The sequence below is a fragment of the Streptomyces sp. LUP30 genome (assembly GCF_001746365.1).
In the GTDB taxonomy this organism is placed as follows: domain Bacteria; phylum Actinomycetota; class Actinomycetes; order Streptomycetales; family Streptomycetaceae; genus Streptomyces.
On sequence record NZ_MJAJ01000009.1, the window covers coordinates 57,793 to 71,007 of the forward strand.

Below are 13,215 nucleotides of genomic sequence, written 5' to 3' on the forward strand. Positions count from 1 at the left end.
CGCTGGAGCCCCGCGAGCGGTGCACCGCACGCGCGTGGTTCAGCCGACCAGGATCACCTCCAGGGTGCGCGGACCGTGCACGCCCTCGACCCGGTCCAGCTCGATGTCGCTGGTCGCCGAGGGGCCGGAGATCCAGGTCAACGGACGTCCCGGATCGAGCCGTTCGAGGGCCTGCGGCACCGAGGACACCACCTGCTCGGGCACGCGCACCACGCAGATGTGGTGATCGGGGACCAGGGTGATGCGGCGCCGGCCCTGGTCCGGTCCGCCGTCCAGCACGATCGTGCCGGTCTCGGCGACGGCCACCGCGCACGCCGTCACCACGCTGTCCACCTCGTCGAGTTCGTGCGCTCCGCTCTCCGCACGGTCCGCCACCCGCACGACGTCCGTCTCCGCCAGCCACGCCTCCTCGAGCCCGGACGGCACGAGCACGGTCGCCGCCTTCCGCTCCGCCAGCAACCGGGCCAAGAGGGAGGGCAGTCCGCCCTCTCCGCACCGGTGCACGATCGCCCGGTAGTCCGCCAGGTGCTCCGCCAGCAGCTCCACCGTCTCCTGCACGGTGCGCTCGCCGTGCTCGCGCAGATAGTCGCGCGCGACGGCGTTCTCGTACGGGGTGTCGTCCGGCGGCACGTCGGCCAGCGCGCGCCGCACCCGGCCCAGGATCAGTTCTCTGCTGCTCACTTCGCCGTTCCCTCCTCGGTGGTGCCGCCGTTCGTACGCTGCCACCAGTCGCGGAACGGCTCCGCGGGCACGGCCGGCAGATCGCGCGCGGCGCTCCACGCCCTGCCGGGGCCGGGCAGGGTCCGGGGATGCAGACCGCGCGTGCGCGACGCCAGTCGCTGTCCGGCGCGCAGGGCGCCGGGGCGGGAGAACGCCCAACGTGCGGCCCGCATCGCCGCCCGCTCGGCGGCGTGCCCCTTGGCCGGCTTCAGCACAACCCTGTTGCCCGCTCGCGTGACCGGGCCGCCCTCGACGACGCGCTCGCGCAGGTGCACCAGGACCTCCGGGATGTCGATCGCGACCGGACACACCTCGTAGCAGGCGCCGCACAGCGAGGAGGCGTACGGCAGCGAGGCGTCGATCTCGCTCGCGGTACCGCGGAGCTGCGGGCTGAGGATCGCGCCGATCGGGCCCGGGTACACCGAGCCGTAGGCGTGGCCGCCGGCCCGCTCGTACACCGGGCACACGTTCAGACAGGCCGAGCAGCGGATGCAGCGCAGCGCCTGGCGGCCGACCTCGTCGGCGAGGGTGTCGGTGCGGCCGTTGTCCAGCAGCACCAGGTGGAAGGTCCGCGGCCCGTCGCCCTCCCCGGCGTGGCCGTCCCGCGTGCCGGTCCACGTCGACGTGTACGGGTTCATGCGCTCGGCCGTCGAGGAGCGGGGCAGCGTCTGGAGGAAGACCTCCAGGTCGCGCCAGGTCGGCACGATCTTCTCGATCCCGACGACGGAGATCAGCGTCTCCGGCAGGGTGAGGCACATGCGGCCGTTGCCCTCGGACTCGACGACGACCAGGGTGCCGGTCTCGGCGACCATGAAGTTCGCGCCGGAGATCCCTACCTTCGCCCGCAGGAACTTCTCGCGCAGATGCAGCCGGGCCGCCTCGGCGAGCTCGGCGGGCGTGTCGGTGAGGCCCTCCGGAGCAGGACGGCCCCACTCGCTCATCTCCGCCCGGAAGATGTCCCGGATCTCGCCCCGGTTGCGGTGGATGGCCGGGACCAGGATGTGCGAGGGGCGGTCCTTGCCCAACTGCACGATCAGCTCGGCGAGATCGGTCTCGTAGGCCCGGATGCCCTCGGCCTCCAGCGCCTCGTTGAGCCCGATCTCCTGCGTCGCCATGGACTTGACCTTGACGACCTCCGACTCGCCCGTCTCCTTGACCAGACGGGTGACGATCCGGTTCGCCTCGTCCGCGTCCGCCGCCCAGTGGACCGTGCCGCCGGCCGCGGTGACCGCCGCCTCCAACTGCACGAGGTACTGGTCGAGCCGGCGCAGGGTGTGGTCCTTGATCTGCCGGCCCGCCTCCCGCAGTTCCGCCCAGTCGGACACCTCCGCCACCGCCGCCGCGCGCTTGGCGCGGATGGTGTGCGTGGCGTGCCGCAGATTGCCGCGCAGGGTGGGGTTGGCGACCGCCTCGCGCGCCGCCTTCGGAAACGCCGGCATCCCGACGAACGTCCCGCTCACAGTGCCCGCTCCCGTTCCGTGCTCGCCAGGATCTCCGCGATGTGCACCGGCCGCATGCCGGTCCGCAGCCGGGTCATGGTCCCGCCGATGTGCATCAGACACGAGTTGTCGGCCGCGCACAGCACCTGAGCGCCCGTCGATTCGGCGTTGCGCACCTTGTCGGCGCCCATCGCCGCCGAGACGTCCGCGTTCTTCAGCGCGAAGGTGCCGCCGAAGCCGCAGCACTCGTCGGCCCCCGGCAGTTCGACCAGCTCCAGACCCCCGACGGCCTGGAGCAGCCGCCGGGGCCGGTCCCCGAGCCCCAGTCCGCGCAGCCCGTGACAGGTCGGGTGGTAGGTCACCGTGTGGGGGTAGTACGCGCCGACGTCGGTCACTCCGAGCACGTCCACCAGGAACTCGGTGAGCTCGTAGGTCTTCGGGACCACCGGGGCCAGCGTGGCGGCCAGCGCGTCTCCGCGCCCCTCGGCCCGGGCGCGCTCGCCCATCCGCGGATACAGCTCCCGCACCATCGCCCCGCACGATCCGGACGGCGTCACGATGGCCTCGTACTCTCCGAAGACATCGGAGAAATGACGGGCCAGTGGCTCGGCCTCATGGCGGTAACCGGTGTTGTAGTGCGCCTGACCGCAGCAGGTCTGCGCCATCGGGAAGTCGACCTCCACCCCCAGCCTGGTCAGCAGTTTCACCACGGCACGGCCGGTGTCGGGATAGAGCGTGTCGTTGACACAGGTCAGGAACAGTGCGACACGCATCGCGGCTCCTTGAGGTAGATCATCGGATGAGTGAAGAGTAGACCGGCGCGGCGCTCCGGGGGGAGACCCCCGGTTCAGCGCACGGTGAGCCGGGCCTCCGCCTCCCGCCACCGCTCGGCGTCTCCCCGCGGCTCGTAGCGCGTCAGCGGCTGCGTACGGGCCAGCAGCCGGCGCATGTCGGCGCGGTCGCCGGCCAGGCCGTGGGCCCGTGCCTGAACGAGCACGTTGCCGAGAGCCGCGGCCTCCGTGGGACCGGCCACCACCGGCAGCCCGCAGGCGTCTGCGGTCAGCCGGCACAGCAGCGCGTTGCGGTTGCCGCCGCCGACGATGTGGACGACGTCGACGGGGTGGTCCGCGAGTCGCTGGGCGTCGGCGATCGCCCGCCGGTGCGCGAGGGCCAGGGAGTCGAGGATGCAGCGGGTGATCTCGCCGGGCGTGCGCGGAACCGGCTGCCCCGACGCCCGGCACGCCTCGGCGATCCGCTCCGGCATCCGCCCGGGCGCGAGGAAGGCGGCGTCGCCCGCGTCGACGACCGAGCGCAGGGCCGGTGCGGCGGCCGCGTCCCGCAGCAGTCCGCCCAGGTCCGGGTCGCCCCAGGCGCGTACGCATTCCTGGAGCAGCCACAGTCCCATGATGTTGCGCAGGTAGCGGACCGTGCCGTCCAGCCCCAGCTCATTGGTGAAGTTGGCGGCGCGGCTGTCCTCGCTGAGCACGGGCGCCGTCAGCTCCAGTCCGGCCAGCGACCAGGTGCCGGTGCAGATGTAGGCGAAGTGCTCGCCGACGGCCGGGACGGCTGCCACGGCGGACGCGGTGTCGTGCGAGCCGACCGTGGTCACCGGCACCGGGCCGGTCAGCCCCGTCTCCTCCAGCACCTGGGACCGCAGCAGTCCCGCCGGGTCGCCGGGCCGCCGCAGCGGGGCGAACAGCGTCAGGTCGATGCCGAGCCGCTCGGCGACGCCGTGGGACCAGTCGCCCGTGCGGGGGTCGATCAGCTGGGTCGTGGAGGCGTTGGTCAGCTCGGTGCCCTGCTCGCCCGTCAGCCAATAGGACAGCAGGTCGGGAATGAGCAACAGCCGTCGTGCCTGGGCCAGTTGAGCCGTGGAAGCCGCGGCCTTCAACTGGTAGAGGGTGTTGAAGGGCGCGTACTGCAGGCCCGTCGCCGCGTACAGCTCGGCCGCCGGCACGGTGGCCCACACCTTCTCGGCGACGCCCTCGGTGCGCGCGTCACGGTAGTGCACCGGGTTGCCGAGCAGGGCCCCGTCGGCGTCCAGCAGCCCGTAGTCCACGGCCCAGCTGTCGATGCCGACGGAGTCCACCCGACCGGCCGCCCGCAGCCCGTCCAGCACGCCCCCGTACAGGGACAGCACATCCCAGCGCAGCCCCTCCGGCACCCGGACCGGCCGGTTGGGGAAGCGGTGGGCCTCCGTCAGCTCCAGCGAGTCCGGGCCGACCCGGCCGACCATGACGCGTCCGCTGGACGCGCCGAGGTCGACGGCGGCGTACGACTTCACGGCCGTCACCGGAGGAAGGCGGCCGCCACACCCGCGTCGACGGGGACGTGCAGCCCGGTGGTGTGGGTGAGCTCGCCGCCGGTCAGCGCGAACACGGCGTTGGCGACGTGCTCGGGCAGCACCTCGCGCTTGAGGATGGTCCGCTGCGCGTAGAACTCTCCCAGCTTGTCCTCCTCCACCCCGTACACGGCCGCGCGCTGGGCGCCCCAGCCGCCGGCGAAGATGCCGGATCCGCGCACCACGCCGTCGGGGTTGACGCCGTTGACGCGGATGCCGTGCTCGCCCAGCTCGGCGGCGAGCAGGCGGACCTGGTGGGCCTGGTCGGCCTTGGTGGCGGAGTAGGCGATGTTGTTCGGTCCGGCGAAGACGGCGTTCTTCGACGCGATGTAGACGATGTCGCCGCCCAGCTTCTGCGCGATCATCACCCGGGCCGCCTCACGCGAGACGAGGAAGGAGCCGCGGGCCATGATGTCGTGCTGCAGGTCCCAGTCCCGGGCCGAGGTCTCCAGCAGCGGCTTGGAGATGGAGATGCCGGCGTTGTTGACCACCAGGTCGACCCCGCCGAAGGCGAGCGCGGCGGTCTCGAAGGCGCGGGCGATCTGCTCCTCGGACGTCACGTCGACGGTGACGGCCACCGCCTTGTCGGCGCCGCCGAGCTCCTCGGCGACGGCGGCAGCGTTCTCGGCGTTCAGATCGGCGACGACGACGCAGGCGCCCTCGGCGGACAGCCGGTGCGCGATCGCCTTGCCGATCCCGCTGCCGCCGCCGGTCACCAGGGCCACGCGGGTGGCCAGGGGCTTGGGCTTCGGCATCCGCTGGAGTTTGGCCTCTTCCAGGGCCCAGTACTCGATGCGGAACTTCTCCGACTCCTCGATCGGCGCGTACGACGACACCGACTCGGCGCCCCGCATCACATTGATCGCGTTGACGTAGAACTCGCCGGCGACCCGGGCCGTCTGCTTGTCCTTGCCGAAGGAGAACATGCCCACGCCCGGCACCAGCACGATCGCCGGGTCGGCGCCGCGCATGGCGGGGGAGCCCGGCTCGGCGTGCCGGGTGTAGTAGGCGGCGTACTCCTCGCGGTACTCGGCGTGCAGCTCCGCCAGCCGGGCGACGGCGTCCTCCAGCGCGGCGGTGGGGGGCAGGTCCAGGACGAGCGGCCGCACCTTGGTGCGCAGGAAGTGGTCCGGGCAGGAGGTGCCGAGCGCGGCGAGCCGTGGGTGCTCGGCCCGCGCCACGAAGTCCAGCACGGCGTCGGAGTCGGTGAAGTGCCCGACCTGGGGCCGGTCCCGGGAGGCGATCGCCCGCACGTGCGGGGCGAGAGCGGCGGCCCGTCGCCGGCGCTCGTCCTCGGGCAGTGCCTCGTACCCGGCGACGACCGGTCCGAAGGGCTCGGCCTTCCCCTTCTCCGCCAGGAAGGCCTCGGCGGTGCGGATGATGTGCAGCGAGTTGCGCTCGCACTCCTCGGCGCTCTCGCCCCAGGCGGTGATCCCGTGGCCGCCCAGCACCACGCCGATGGCCTGCGGGTTGGCCTCCTTGATGGCGGCGACGTCCAGGCCGAGCTGGAAGCCGGGCCTGCGCCACGGCACCCAGGCGACGGCGTCGCCGAAGCACTCGGCGGTCAGTTTCTCCCCGTCCGCCGCGCAGGCGAGCGCGATCCCGGAGTCCGGGTGCAGGTGGTCGACGTGGGCGGCGTCGACGAGCCCGTGCATGGCGGTGTCGATGGACGGAGCCGCCCCGCCCTTGCCGTGCAGGCAGTAGTCGAACGCGGCGACCATCTCGTCCTCGCGTTCGACGCCGGGGTAGACGTCGACGAGGCCGCGCAGCCGGTCCAGCCGCAGCACGGCGAGCCCGGCCTCGGTGAGCGTGCCGAGGTCGCCGCCCGACCCCTTCACCCACATCAGCTCGACGTCCCGACCGGTCACGGGATCGATGTCGGCGCCCTTGGCGGAAGCGTTGCCGCCGGCGTAGTTGGTGTTACGGGGATCGGCGCCGAGCCGACGGGACCGACCGAGGAGAGCGGCGGCTTCGGGGTGGGTGGTCATGCGGATTCCCTTACTTCTCGAACGTGGGCGACGGAGCGCGCCCCGGGGGGGCGGGGGGCTGTATCGATGTGCGGCTCCCGCCGCGCGGGCGCGACCAGCCACGACGGGCCGCAGTCCGCGACGGACAGGCGACGGCGGACGCTTACGCCCCCCACCCGGCCTGCTCCCCGCCGACCCGCTCGGCAACGATCTTCTCGGCGTACCCGGACGCCCGGTACGCGGCCATCGGGTCGGGGTCCAGCCCCGTCTCCTCCCGCACCTCACGCAGCAGCGGTCGCACGTCCGTGTTGTACGCGTCCATCAGCACGGCGTTGGCCTCCAGCACATCCCCCGAAGCCTGTGCGGCGGCCAGCGCCGAGCGGTCGACGAGCAGCGCCTTGGCCGTCGCCTCCTGCACGTTCATCACGGAGCGGATGATCGCCGGGATCTTGGCCTCGATGTTGTGGCACTGGTCGAGCATGAACGCCACGTCGGCGCTGAACCCGCCCCCGCGCACGACCTCGTACATGATCCGGAACAGCTGGAAGGGGTCGGCGGCGCCGACCATGAGGTCGTCGTCGGCGTAGAAGCGCGAGTTGAAGTCGAACCCGCCGAGCTTGCCCTCGCGCAGCAGCGTGGCGACGATGAACTCGATGTTGGTCCCGGGCGCGTGGTGTCCCGTGTCGACCACGACCTGCGCCTTCGGGCCCAGCTTCAGACAGTGCGCGTACGCCGTTCCCCAGTCCGGCACGTCCGTCGAGTAGAAGGCCGGCTCGAAGAACTTGTACTCCAGCAGCATCCGCTGCCCGTCGCCGAGCCGCGCGTACACCTCGGCCAGGCCCTCGGCCAGCCGGTCCTGCCGTGCACGGAGGTCGTCCTGGCCGGGATAGTTGGTCCCGTCGGCGAACCACAGCTTCAGATCGGCCGAGCCCGTCGCGTCCATGATGTCGACGCACTCCAGCAGATGACCGACGGCCTTGCGCCGGACCGCGGCCTCCGGGTGGCAGATGCTGCCGAGCTTGTAGGCGTCGTCCTGGAAGGTGTTGGAGTTGATCGCCCCCAGCTTCACGCCCCGGTCCTCGGCATGTTTCGCAAGTGCGGAGTAGTCCTCCACTTTGTCCCACGGGATGTGCAGCGCGACGGTGGGGGCCACGCCGGTGAACGCGTGCACCTGTGCGGCGTCGTCCAGCTTCTCCTGCGGGGTGCGGGGGACGCCCTGCTGGGCGAACACCTTGAACCGGGTCCCCGAGTTCCCGTACGCCCACGACGGTGTCTCGACGGCCTGGGTCTTCAGCGCGGCCTTCACCGCTGCGAGGTCGGTCACTTCGGGCTCCTGTGACATCGGTCCGGAAGAACATCCCCAGCGGCTGCCAGAGCCTTCCGAGGACGCTTCTGGAAACGCTGTTGATGAAACGATTCAGAACGGGAAGCTATGAGCCCGCAGGAGGACTGTCAAGCCCCCGGGCCTGGTCTGTTGTCCGTGACCACTGTGTGACCTTCGGCTATCGAAAACTTTTCGAGACGTACCCATTGACGTGACATGGCCGTCATGCCTAACGTCCCGGCCATCCAGTTGAAACCTTTCACGACGCCGTGACGGCCCTTGGGGCATCGATTCGCGGACGTCGTCGAGGAGCCACCCATGACCCACCCGTCCGACACGGGACCCGCCCCGGTGCTGGCGCTGAAGGACGTAGCCAAGTCCTTCGGCGCCGTACGCGCCCTGCGGGGCGTCTCCCTGGAGCTGTTCCCGGGCGAGGTCCATGCCCTCGCCGGGGAGAACGGCGCGGGCAAGTCGACCCTGATCAAGACCCTCGCGGGGGTGCACCGACCGGATGCCGGCCGGGTGCTGCTCGACGGCGAGCCCGTCGTGTTCCACGGTCCCGGCGACGCCCGTGACGCCGGTATCGCGGTGATCTACCAGGAGCCCACGCTCTTCCCCGATCTGTCGATCGCCGAGAACATCTTCATGGGCCGCCAGCCCCGGCGTGCCTTCGGCCGCATCGACCACAAGGCCACCCGTGCGGCCACCGCCGCCCTGATGAAGCGCCTCGGCGTCGAACTCGACCCCGACCGCCCGGCGAGCGGCCTGTCCATCGCCGACCAGCAGATCGTCGAGATCGCCAAGGCGCTCTCCTTCGACGCCCGCGTCCTGATCATGGACGAGCCGACCGCGGCCCTCACCGGCAGCGAGGTCGCCCGCCTCTTCGGCGTGGTGCGCACCCTGCGCGAGCAGGGCGCGGCGGTCCTGTTCATCTCGCACCGGCTGGAGGAGATCTTCCAGATCTGCCGGCGGGTGACCACCCTGCGCGACGGCGCGTGGATCGCCACCGAGCAGGTCGCGGGCATGACCGAGGACGACCTGGTCCGCCGGATGGTCGGCCGCGACCTCGACGAGCTCTACCCCAAGCAGGACGTCACGCCGGGCGAGGTCGCCCTCAGCGTCCGACGGCTCACCCGCGAGGGCGTCTTCACGGACGTCTCCTTCGAGGTCCGCCGCGGTGAGATCGTCGGCCTCGCCGGACTCGTCGGCGCCGGCCGCACCGAGGTCGCCCGCGCGGTCTTCGGCATCGACCGCTGGGACGCCGGCGAGGTCGTCGTGGACGGCCGCCCGCTCACCAACGGCGCGCCCTCGACGGCGATGACCGCGGGCCTCGCCCTGGTCCCCGAGGACCGGCGCGCCCAGGGCCTGGTGATGGACATGTCCATCGAGCGCAACATCGGCCTCACCGGCCTGCGCACCACCGTGAGGGCGGGCCTGATGGACCGCGGCGCCGAGCGCAGCCGCTCCCTCGACTGGGCGGTCAGGCTCCAGGTGAAGTACGCCAGGATCGCCGACACCGTCAACACGCTCTCCGGCGGCAACCAGCAGAAGGTCGTCCTCGCCAAGTGGCTGGCCACCGGCCCCAAGGTGCTGATCGTCGACGAGCCGACCCGCGGCATCGACGTCGGCACCAAGGCCGAGGTGCACCGGCTGCTCTCCGAGCTGGCCGCCGACGGGGTCGCCGTCCTGATGATCTCCTCCGACCTGCCCGAGATCCTCGGCATGGCCGACCGCGTGCTGGTGATGCACGAGGGCCGGCTCACCGCCGAGATCGCCCGCACCGAAGCCACCGAGGAAACCGTGATGGCCGCAGCCACCGGGAGGGCCGTCGCATGACGGTGACCACTCCTGATCAGGCCCCCGTCGCCGAGGCGCCCCGGTCCGGCGGCACCCGGCTCGTGGACCGCGTGTTCAAGATGCGCGAACTCGCCATCCTGGTCGTCTTCCTGGTGATGATCGCCGTCACCCAGGCCGGCAACAGCGAGTTCCTGTCCGAGCAGGGCATCAAGGACCTCCTGCTCAACGCGACCATCCTGGTGCTGGTCGCCACCGGCCAGTCCCTGGTCGTCATCACCCGCAACGTCGACCTGTCGGTCGGTTCCACCCTCGGCATCAGCGCCTTCGCCGCCGGCACGTATCTGCACGGCGGCGGCAACCCGGTGATCGCGATCGTGCTGGCCGTCCTGCTGGGCATCGGCTTCGGGCTCCTCAACGGTCTGCTGGTCAGCCTCGGCCAGGTGCCCGCCCTCGTCGTCACCCTCGGCACGCTGTACATCATCCGCGGCATCGACTCCATCTGGGTCGGCTCCCGGCAGATCACCGCGGCCGACCTGCCGAACCCTTTCGTGGACTTCGGCTCCGGCGGCCTCTCGGCCGTGCCCTGGCTCGCGCTGATCGCACTCGTCGTCCTCGTGGCCACCGCCTACTACCTCAAGCACTTCGGCAGCGGGCGCGAGCTGTACGCGCTCGGCTCCAACCCCGAGGCCGCACGACTGGCCGGCATCCCGGTCCGCAAGCGGATCCTCGCCGCCTACACCTTCTGCGGCGGCCTCGCGGGCCTCGCCGGAGCCATGTACCTGGCCCGGTTCGGCAACGTCGACTCCAGCACGGGCAACGGCTACGAACTGACCGTCGTCAGCGCGGTCGTGGTCGGCGGCGTGGTGTTCACCGGCGGGTCCGGCAGCGTCTACGGCGCCGCACTCGGCGCGCTGCTGCTCACCTCCATCAACAGCGTCCTGCCCGCCCTCGGCGTCAGCTCGGTCTGGGTGCTCGCCATCAACGGCGTACTGCTCCTGCTGGCCATCGCGATCGACCGGGTCGTCGCCGTACGGGTGGCGTCCGCTCTGAAGAAGAAGTCGGCCGCGGCCAGGGCCGCCGCCGTGAAGACCGCCGTGAAGACCCCCGTCAAGAAGGGAGACGCTCACGATGCCTGAGTCGCTCACCCGTGCGAGCCGCTGGTCCGCCCTCAGGTGGGACGGGGTCGTCGGCGCCCTCCTGATCGTCCTGCTGCTGTTCTCCTTCACCTTCGTGGACGGCTTCGGCAACGCGCTGAACCTGTCCTTCCTGATCGGCAACACCCTGCCGATCGCCCTGGTCGCGCTGCCGATGACCCTCCTGGTCGTCGCCGGCGAGATCGACCTGTCGGTCGCCTCCACGGCCGGACTGTCCGGCGCGGTGATGGGCGCCCTGTGGAACCAGGGCATGACGATCGAGGCGATCATCCCGGTCTGCCTGCTGCTCGGAGTGGTCTGCGGCCTCGTCAACGGCCTGCTGGTGACCCGGCTCGGGCTGCCCTCCCTCGCCGTCACCATCGGCACGCTGGCCGCCTACCGGGGCATCGCACAGATCGTCCTCGGCTCCGACGCGGTCACCGACTTCCCCACCCAGTACCTGGACTTCGCGGCCGGCCGGCTCGGGGACACCTTCCTCCCGCAGGCCTTCCTGCCCTTCGTCGTCCTGCTCGCGATCGCCGTGGTGGTCCTGCACGCCACCCCCTTCGGACGCTCGCTGTTCGCGATCGGCGCCAGCGAGGAGGCCGCCCGGTTCGCCGGCGTCCGGGTCAAGCGGCACAAACTGATCCTCTTCACGGTGACGGGCCTCATGGCCTCCCTCACCGGGATCTTCTGGGCGCTGCACTACGCCAGCGCCCGCTACGACAACGCCACCGGCCTCGAACTCTCCGTCATCGCGGCCGTGCTCCTCGGCGGCATCGACTTCGACGGAGGCAAGGGCACGCTCGGCGGCGCGATCGCGGGAGTCTTCCTGCTCGGCGCGGCGCAGAACGTGATGAGTCTCCAGGACGTCTCCGCCCAGTCGCAGATCGTCGTCACCGGCGTCCTGCTCGTCGTCTCCGTGCTCGGCCCCCGGGTCGCACGGCAGATCTCCGTCGCGCGGGCGGGCCGCCAGGCAGCCGCCTCGACACCGACGTCGTAACCCGCTCCGCCACCCTCGTAAAGGACCCACACCACCATGCGCAAGTCATCGCTCCGCCGTGCCTGCGCGGCCCTCGCCGCCGTCTCCTCGCTCGCCCTCGCCGCCACCGCCTGCGGCGGCACCACCAAGGAGGACGTGAAGAACGAGAGCACCGGCGCGGCCGCCGCGGCCGGCAAGGCCGACCCGAACGCGGCCACCAAGAAGGGCCTGACCGTCGGCTTCCTGCCCAAGCAGGTCAACAACCCCTACTTCACCTCCGCCGACAAGGGCGGCGAGGGGGCCCTGAAGGAGCTGGGCTCCAGCTACAAGGAGGTCGGCCCGTCGAGTGCCACGGACACCTCCGGGCAGGTGTCGTACGTCAACACGCTCACCCAGCAGCAGGTCGACGGGATCGCCGTGTCCGCGCAGGACCCGGGCGCCCTGTGCACCGCGCTCAAGCAGGCGATGAGCAACAAGATCAAGGTCGTCACCTACGACTCGGACACCAACCCCGGCTGCCGCAACGCCTTCGTCTCGCAGGCCTCCGCCGAGGACCTCGGCCGCACCGAGGTGCAGCTGCTCGCCGAGCAGATCGGCTACAAGGGCGAGATCGCGATCCTGTCGGCCGCGCAGACCGCGACGAACCAGAACGTCTGGATCGACTTCATGAAGAAGGAGCTGGCGGACCCGAAGTACAAGGACGTCAAGCTCGTCAAGGTCGCCTACGGCAACGACGACGCCCAGCAGTCCTTCCAGCAGACCCAGGGCCTGCTCCAGCAGTACCCGAACCTGAAGGGGATCATCTCCCCGACCACCGTCGGCATCAAGGCGGCCGCCCAGTACCTGTCGGGCTCCAAGTACAAGGGCAAGGTCAAGCTGACCGGCCTGGGCACCCCGAACGACATGCGCACCTACGTCAAGAACGGCACAGTCGAGGCCTTCGAGCTGTGGGACCCCTCGAAGCTCGGCGCGCTCGCCGCGCAGACCGCGGTGGCGCTGGTCTCGGGCCAGATCACCGGCGCGCAGGGCGAGACGTTCAAGGCCGGCGGCACCACGTACACCATCGGCAAGGACGGCGTGATCAGCCTCGGCAAGCCGACCGTGTTCGACGCCAAGAACATCGACCAGTTCAACTTCTAGTCACCCCTCGACCCGACCCCCCACCGAGGAGCGGTACTTCATGCAGCGCGTCTGTTTCCTGCTCAAGGTCCGTCAGGACATGCTCGCCGAGTACCGCGAACGCCATGCCGCCGTGTGGCCGGAGATGCTCGAAGCTCTCTCGGCCACCGGCTGGCACAACTACTCGCTCTTCCTGAGGGACGACGGTCTGCTCGTCGGATACCTGGAGACCGAGGACTTCGCGGCCGCCCGGGCCGCGATGGAGGCCACCGACGTCAACACCCGCTGGCAGGCGGAGATGGGCCCGTTCTTCGAGTCGCTCGACGGCGACCGGCCCGACGAGGCCATGAGGCCGCTCACCGAGGTCTTCCACCTCGCCTGACATCCGCACCC

The 13,215-nt window shown here is 71.1% G+C and carries 11 protein-coding genes; 5 read left to right on the forward strand and 6 right to left on the reverse strand.

The genetic code is table 11. The features are described 5' to 3' along the window. Positions 1 to 39: 39 nt before the first annotated feature. The 6 genes from BG482_RS10675 to rhaI form a co-directional block, all read right to left on the reverse strand. Positions 40 to 681: an LUD domain-containing protein gene (locus BG482_RS10675; protein WP_069768705.1), complete on the reverse strand. Its 642-nt coding sequence runs from the start codon at positions 679 to 681 to the stop codon at positions 40 to 42. Further along, positions 678 to 2,180: a LutB/LldF family L-lactate oxidation iron-sulfur protein gene (locus BG482_RS10680; protein WP_069768706.1), complete on the reverse strand. Its 1,503-nt coding sequence runs from the start codon at positions 2,178 to 2,180 to the stop codon at positions 678 to 680. The genes BG482_RS10675 and BG482_RS10680 overlap by 4 nt, the downstream gene beginning before the upstream one ends. After that, the gene (locus BG482_RS10685) at positions 2,177 to 2,932 is read right to left on the reverse strand and encodes a (Fe-S)-binding protein (protein WP_069768707.1); all 756 of its coding nucleotides are present in this window, start codon (positions 2,930 to 2,932) and stop codon (positions 2,177 to 2,179) included. The genes BG482_RS10680 and BG482_RS10685 overlap by 4 nt, the downstream gene beginning before the upstream one ends. 74 nt (positions 2,933 to 3,006) lie before the next feature. After that, positions 3,007 to 4,443, reverse strand: coding sequence for a rhamnulokinase family protein (locus BG482_RS10690; RefSeq protein WP_069768803.1), 1,437 nt, complete (start codon positions 4,441 to 4,443; stop codon positions 3,007 to 3,009). Positions 4,444 to 4,448: 5 nt separating this feature from the next. Then, complete coding sequence (locus tag BG482_RS10695; protein WP_069768708.1) at positions 4,449 to 6,488, reverse strand: bifunctional rhamnulose-1-phosphate aldolase/short-chain dehydrogenase; 2,040 nt, start codon at positions 6,486 to 6,488, stop codon at positions 4,449 to 4,451. 142 nt (positions 6,489 to 6,630) lie between these two features. After that, positions 6,631 to 7,791 carry an L-rhamnose isomerase gene (rhaI, locus tag BG482_RS10700; RefSeq protein ID WP_069768709.1) on the reverse strand — a complete coding sequence of 387 codons (1,161 nt, stop codon included), beginning with the start codon at positions 7,789 to 7,791 and terminating at the stop codon, positions 6,631 to 6,633. A 318-nt stretch (positions 7,792 to 8,109) separates the two neighbouring features. Between rhaI and BG482_RS10705 the strand changes: the two genes are divergently transcribed. From BG482_RS10705 to BG482_RS10725, 5 genes are read left to right on the forward strand one after another with little or no spacing between them, the layout of a single operon-like run. Continuing rightward, positions 8,110 to 9,627 carry a sugar ABC transporter ATP-binding protein gene (locus BG482_RS10705; protein WP_069768710.1) on the forward strand — a complete coding sequence of 506 codons (1,518 nt, stop codon included), beginning with the start codon at positions 8,110 to 8,112 and terminating at the stop codon, positions 9,625 to 9,627. After that, a complete protein-coding gene (locus BG482_RS10710) occupies positions 9,624 to 10,724 on the forward strand; it encodes an ABC transporter permease (protein WP_069768711.1) in 1,101 nt (366 codons plus the stop codon). The genes BG482_RS10705 and BG482_RS10710 overlap by 4 nt, the downstream gene beginning before the upstream one ends. Continuing rightward, on the forward strand, positions 10,717 to 11,724 hold the full coding sequence (locus tag BG482_RS10715; protein ID WP_069768712.1) for an ABC transporter permease: 1,008 nt from the start codon (positions 10,717 to 10,719) through the stop codon (positions 11,722 to 11,724). Before BG482_RS10710 ends, BG482_RS10715 begins: the two co-directional genes overlap by 8 nt. Positions 11,725 to 11,760: 36 nt before the next feature. Continuing rightward, positions 11,761 to 12,843 carry a rhamnose ABC transporter substrate-binding protein gene (gene rhaS, locus BG482_RS10720; protein WP_069768713.1) on the forward strand — a complete coding sequence of 361 codons (1,083 nt, stop codon included), beginning with the start codon at positions 11,761 to 11,763 and terminating at the stop codon, positions 12,841 to 12,843. Positions 12,844 to 12,883: 40 nt separating this feature from the next. Continuing rightward, complete coding sequence (locus tag BG482_RS10725) at positions 12,884 to 13,204, forward strand: L-rhamnose mutarotase (protein WP_069768714.1); 321 nt, start codon at positions 12,884 to 12,886, stop codon at positions 13,202 to 13,204. The last annotated feature ends 11 nt before the right edge of the window (positions 13,205 to 13,215 follow it).

What these genes read in the sequence shown, in the direction of transcription:
- BG482_RS10685 (WP_069768707.1), bottom strand. Translation starts at nt 2,932, where the DNA reads ATGCGTGTCGCACTGTTCCTGACCTGTGTCAACGACACGCTCTATCCC.
- BG482_RS10695 (WP_069768708.1), bottom strand. Translation starts at nt 6,488, where the DNA reads ATGACCACCCACCCCGAAGCCGCCGCTCTCCTCGGTCGGTCCCGTCGG.
- BG482_RS10705 (WP_069768710.1), top strand. Translation starts at nt 8,110, where the DNA reads ATGACCCACCCGTCCGACACGGGACCCGCCCCGGTGCTGGCGCTGAAG.
- BG482_RS10710 (WP_069768711.1), top strand. Translation starts at nt 9,624, where the DNA reads ATGACGGTGACCACTCCTGATCAGGCCCCCGTCGCCGAGGCGCCCCGG.
- BG482_RS10715 (WP_069768712.1), top strand. Translation starts at nt 10,717, where the DNA reads ATGCCTGAGTCGCTCACCCGTGCGAGCCGCTGGTCCGCCCTCAGGTGG.
- rhaS (WP_069768713.1), top strand. Translation starts at nt 11,761, where the DNA reads ATGCGCAAGTCATCGCTCCGCCGTGCCTGCGCGGCCCTCGCCGCCGTC.
- BG482_RS10725 (WP_069768714.1), top strand. Translation starts at nt 12,884, where the DNA reads ATGCAGCGCGTCTGTTTCCTGCTCAAGGTCCGTCAGGACATGCTCGCC.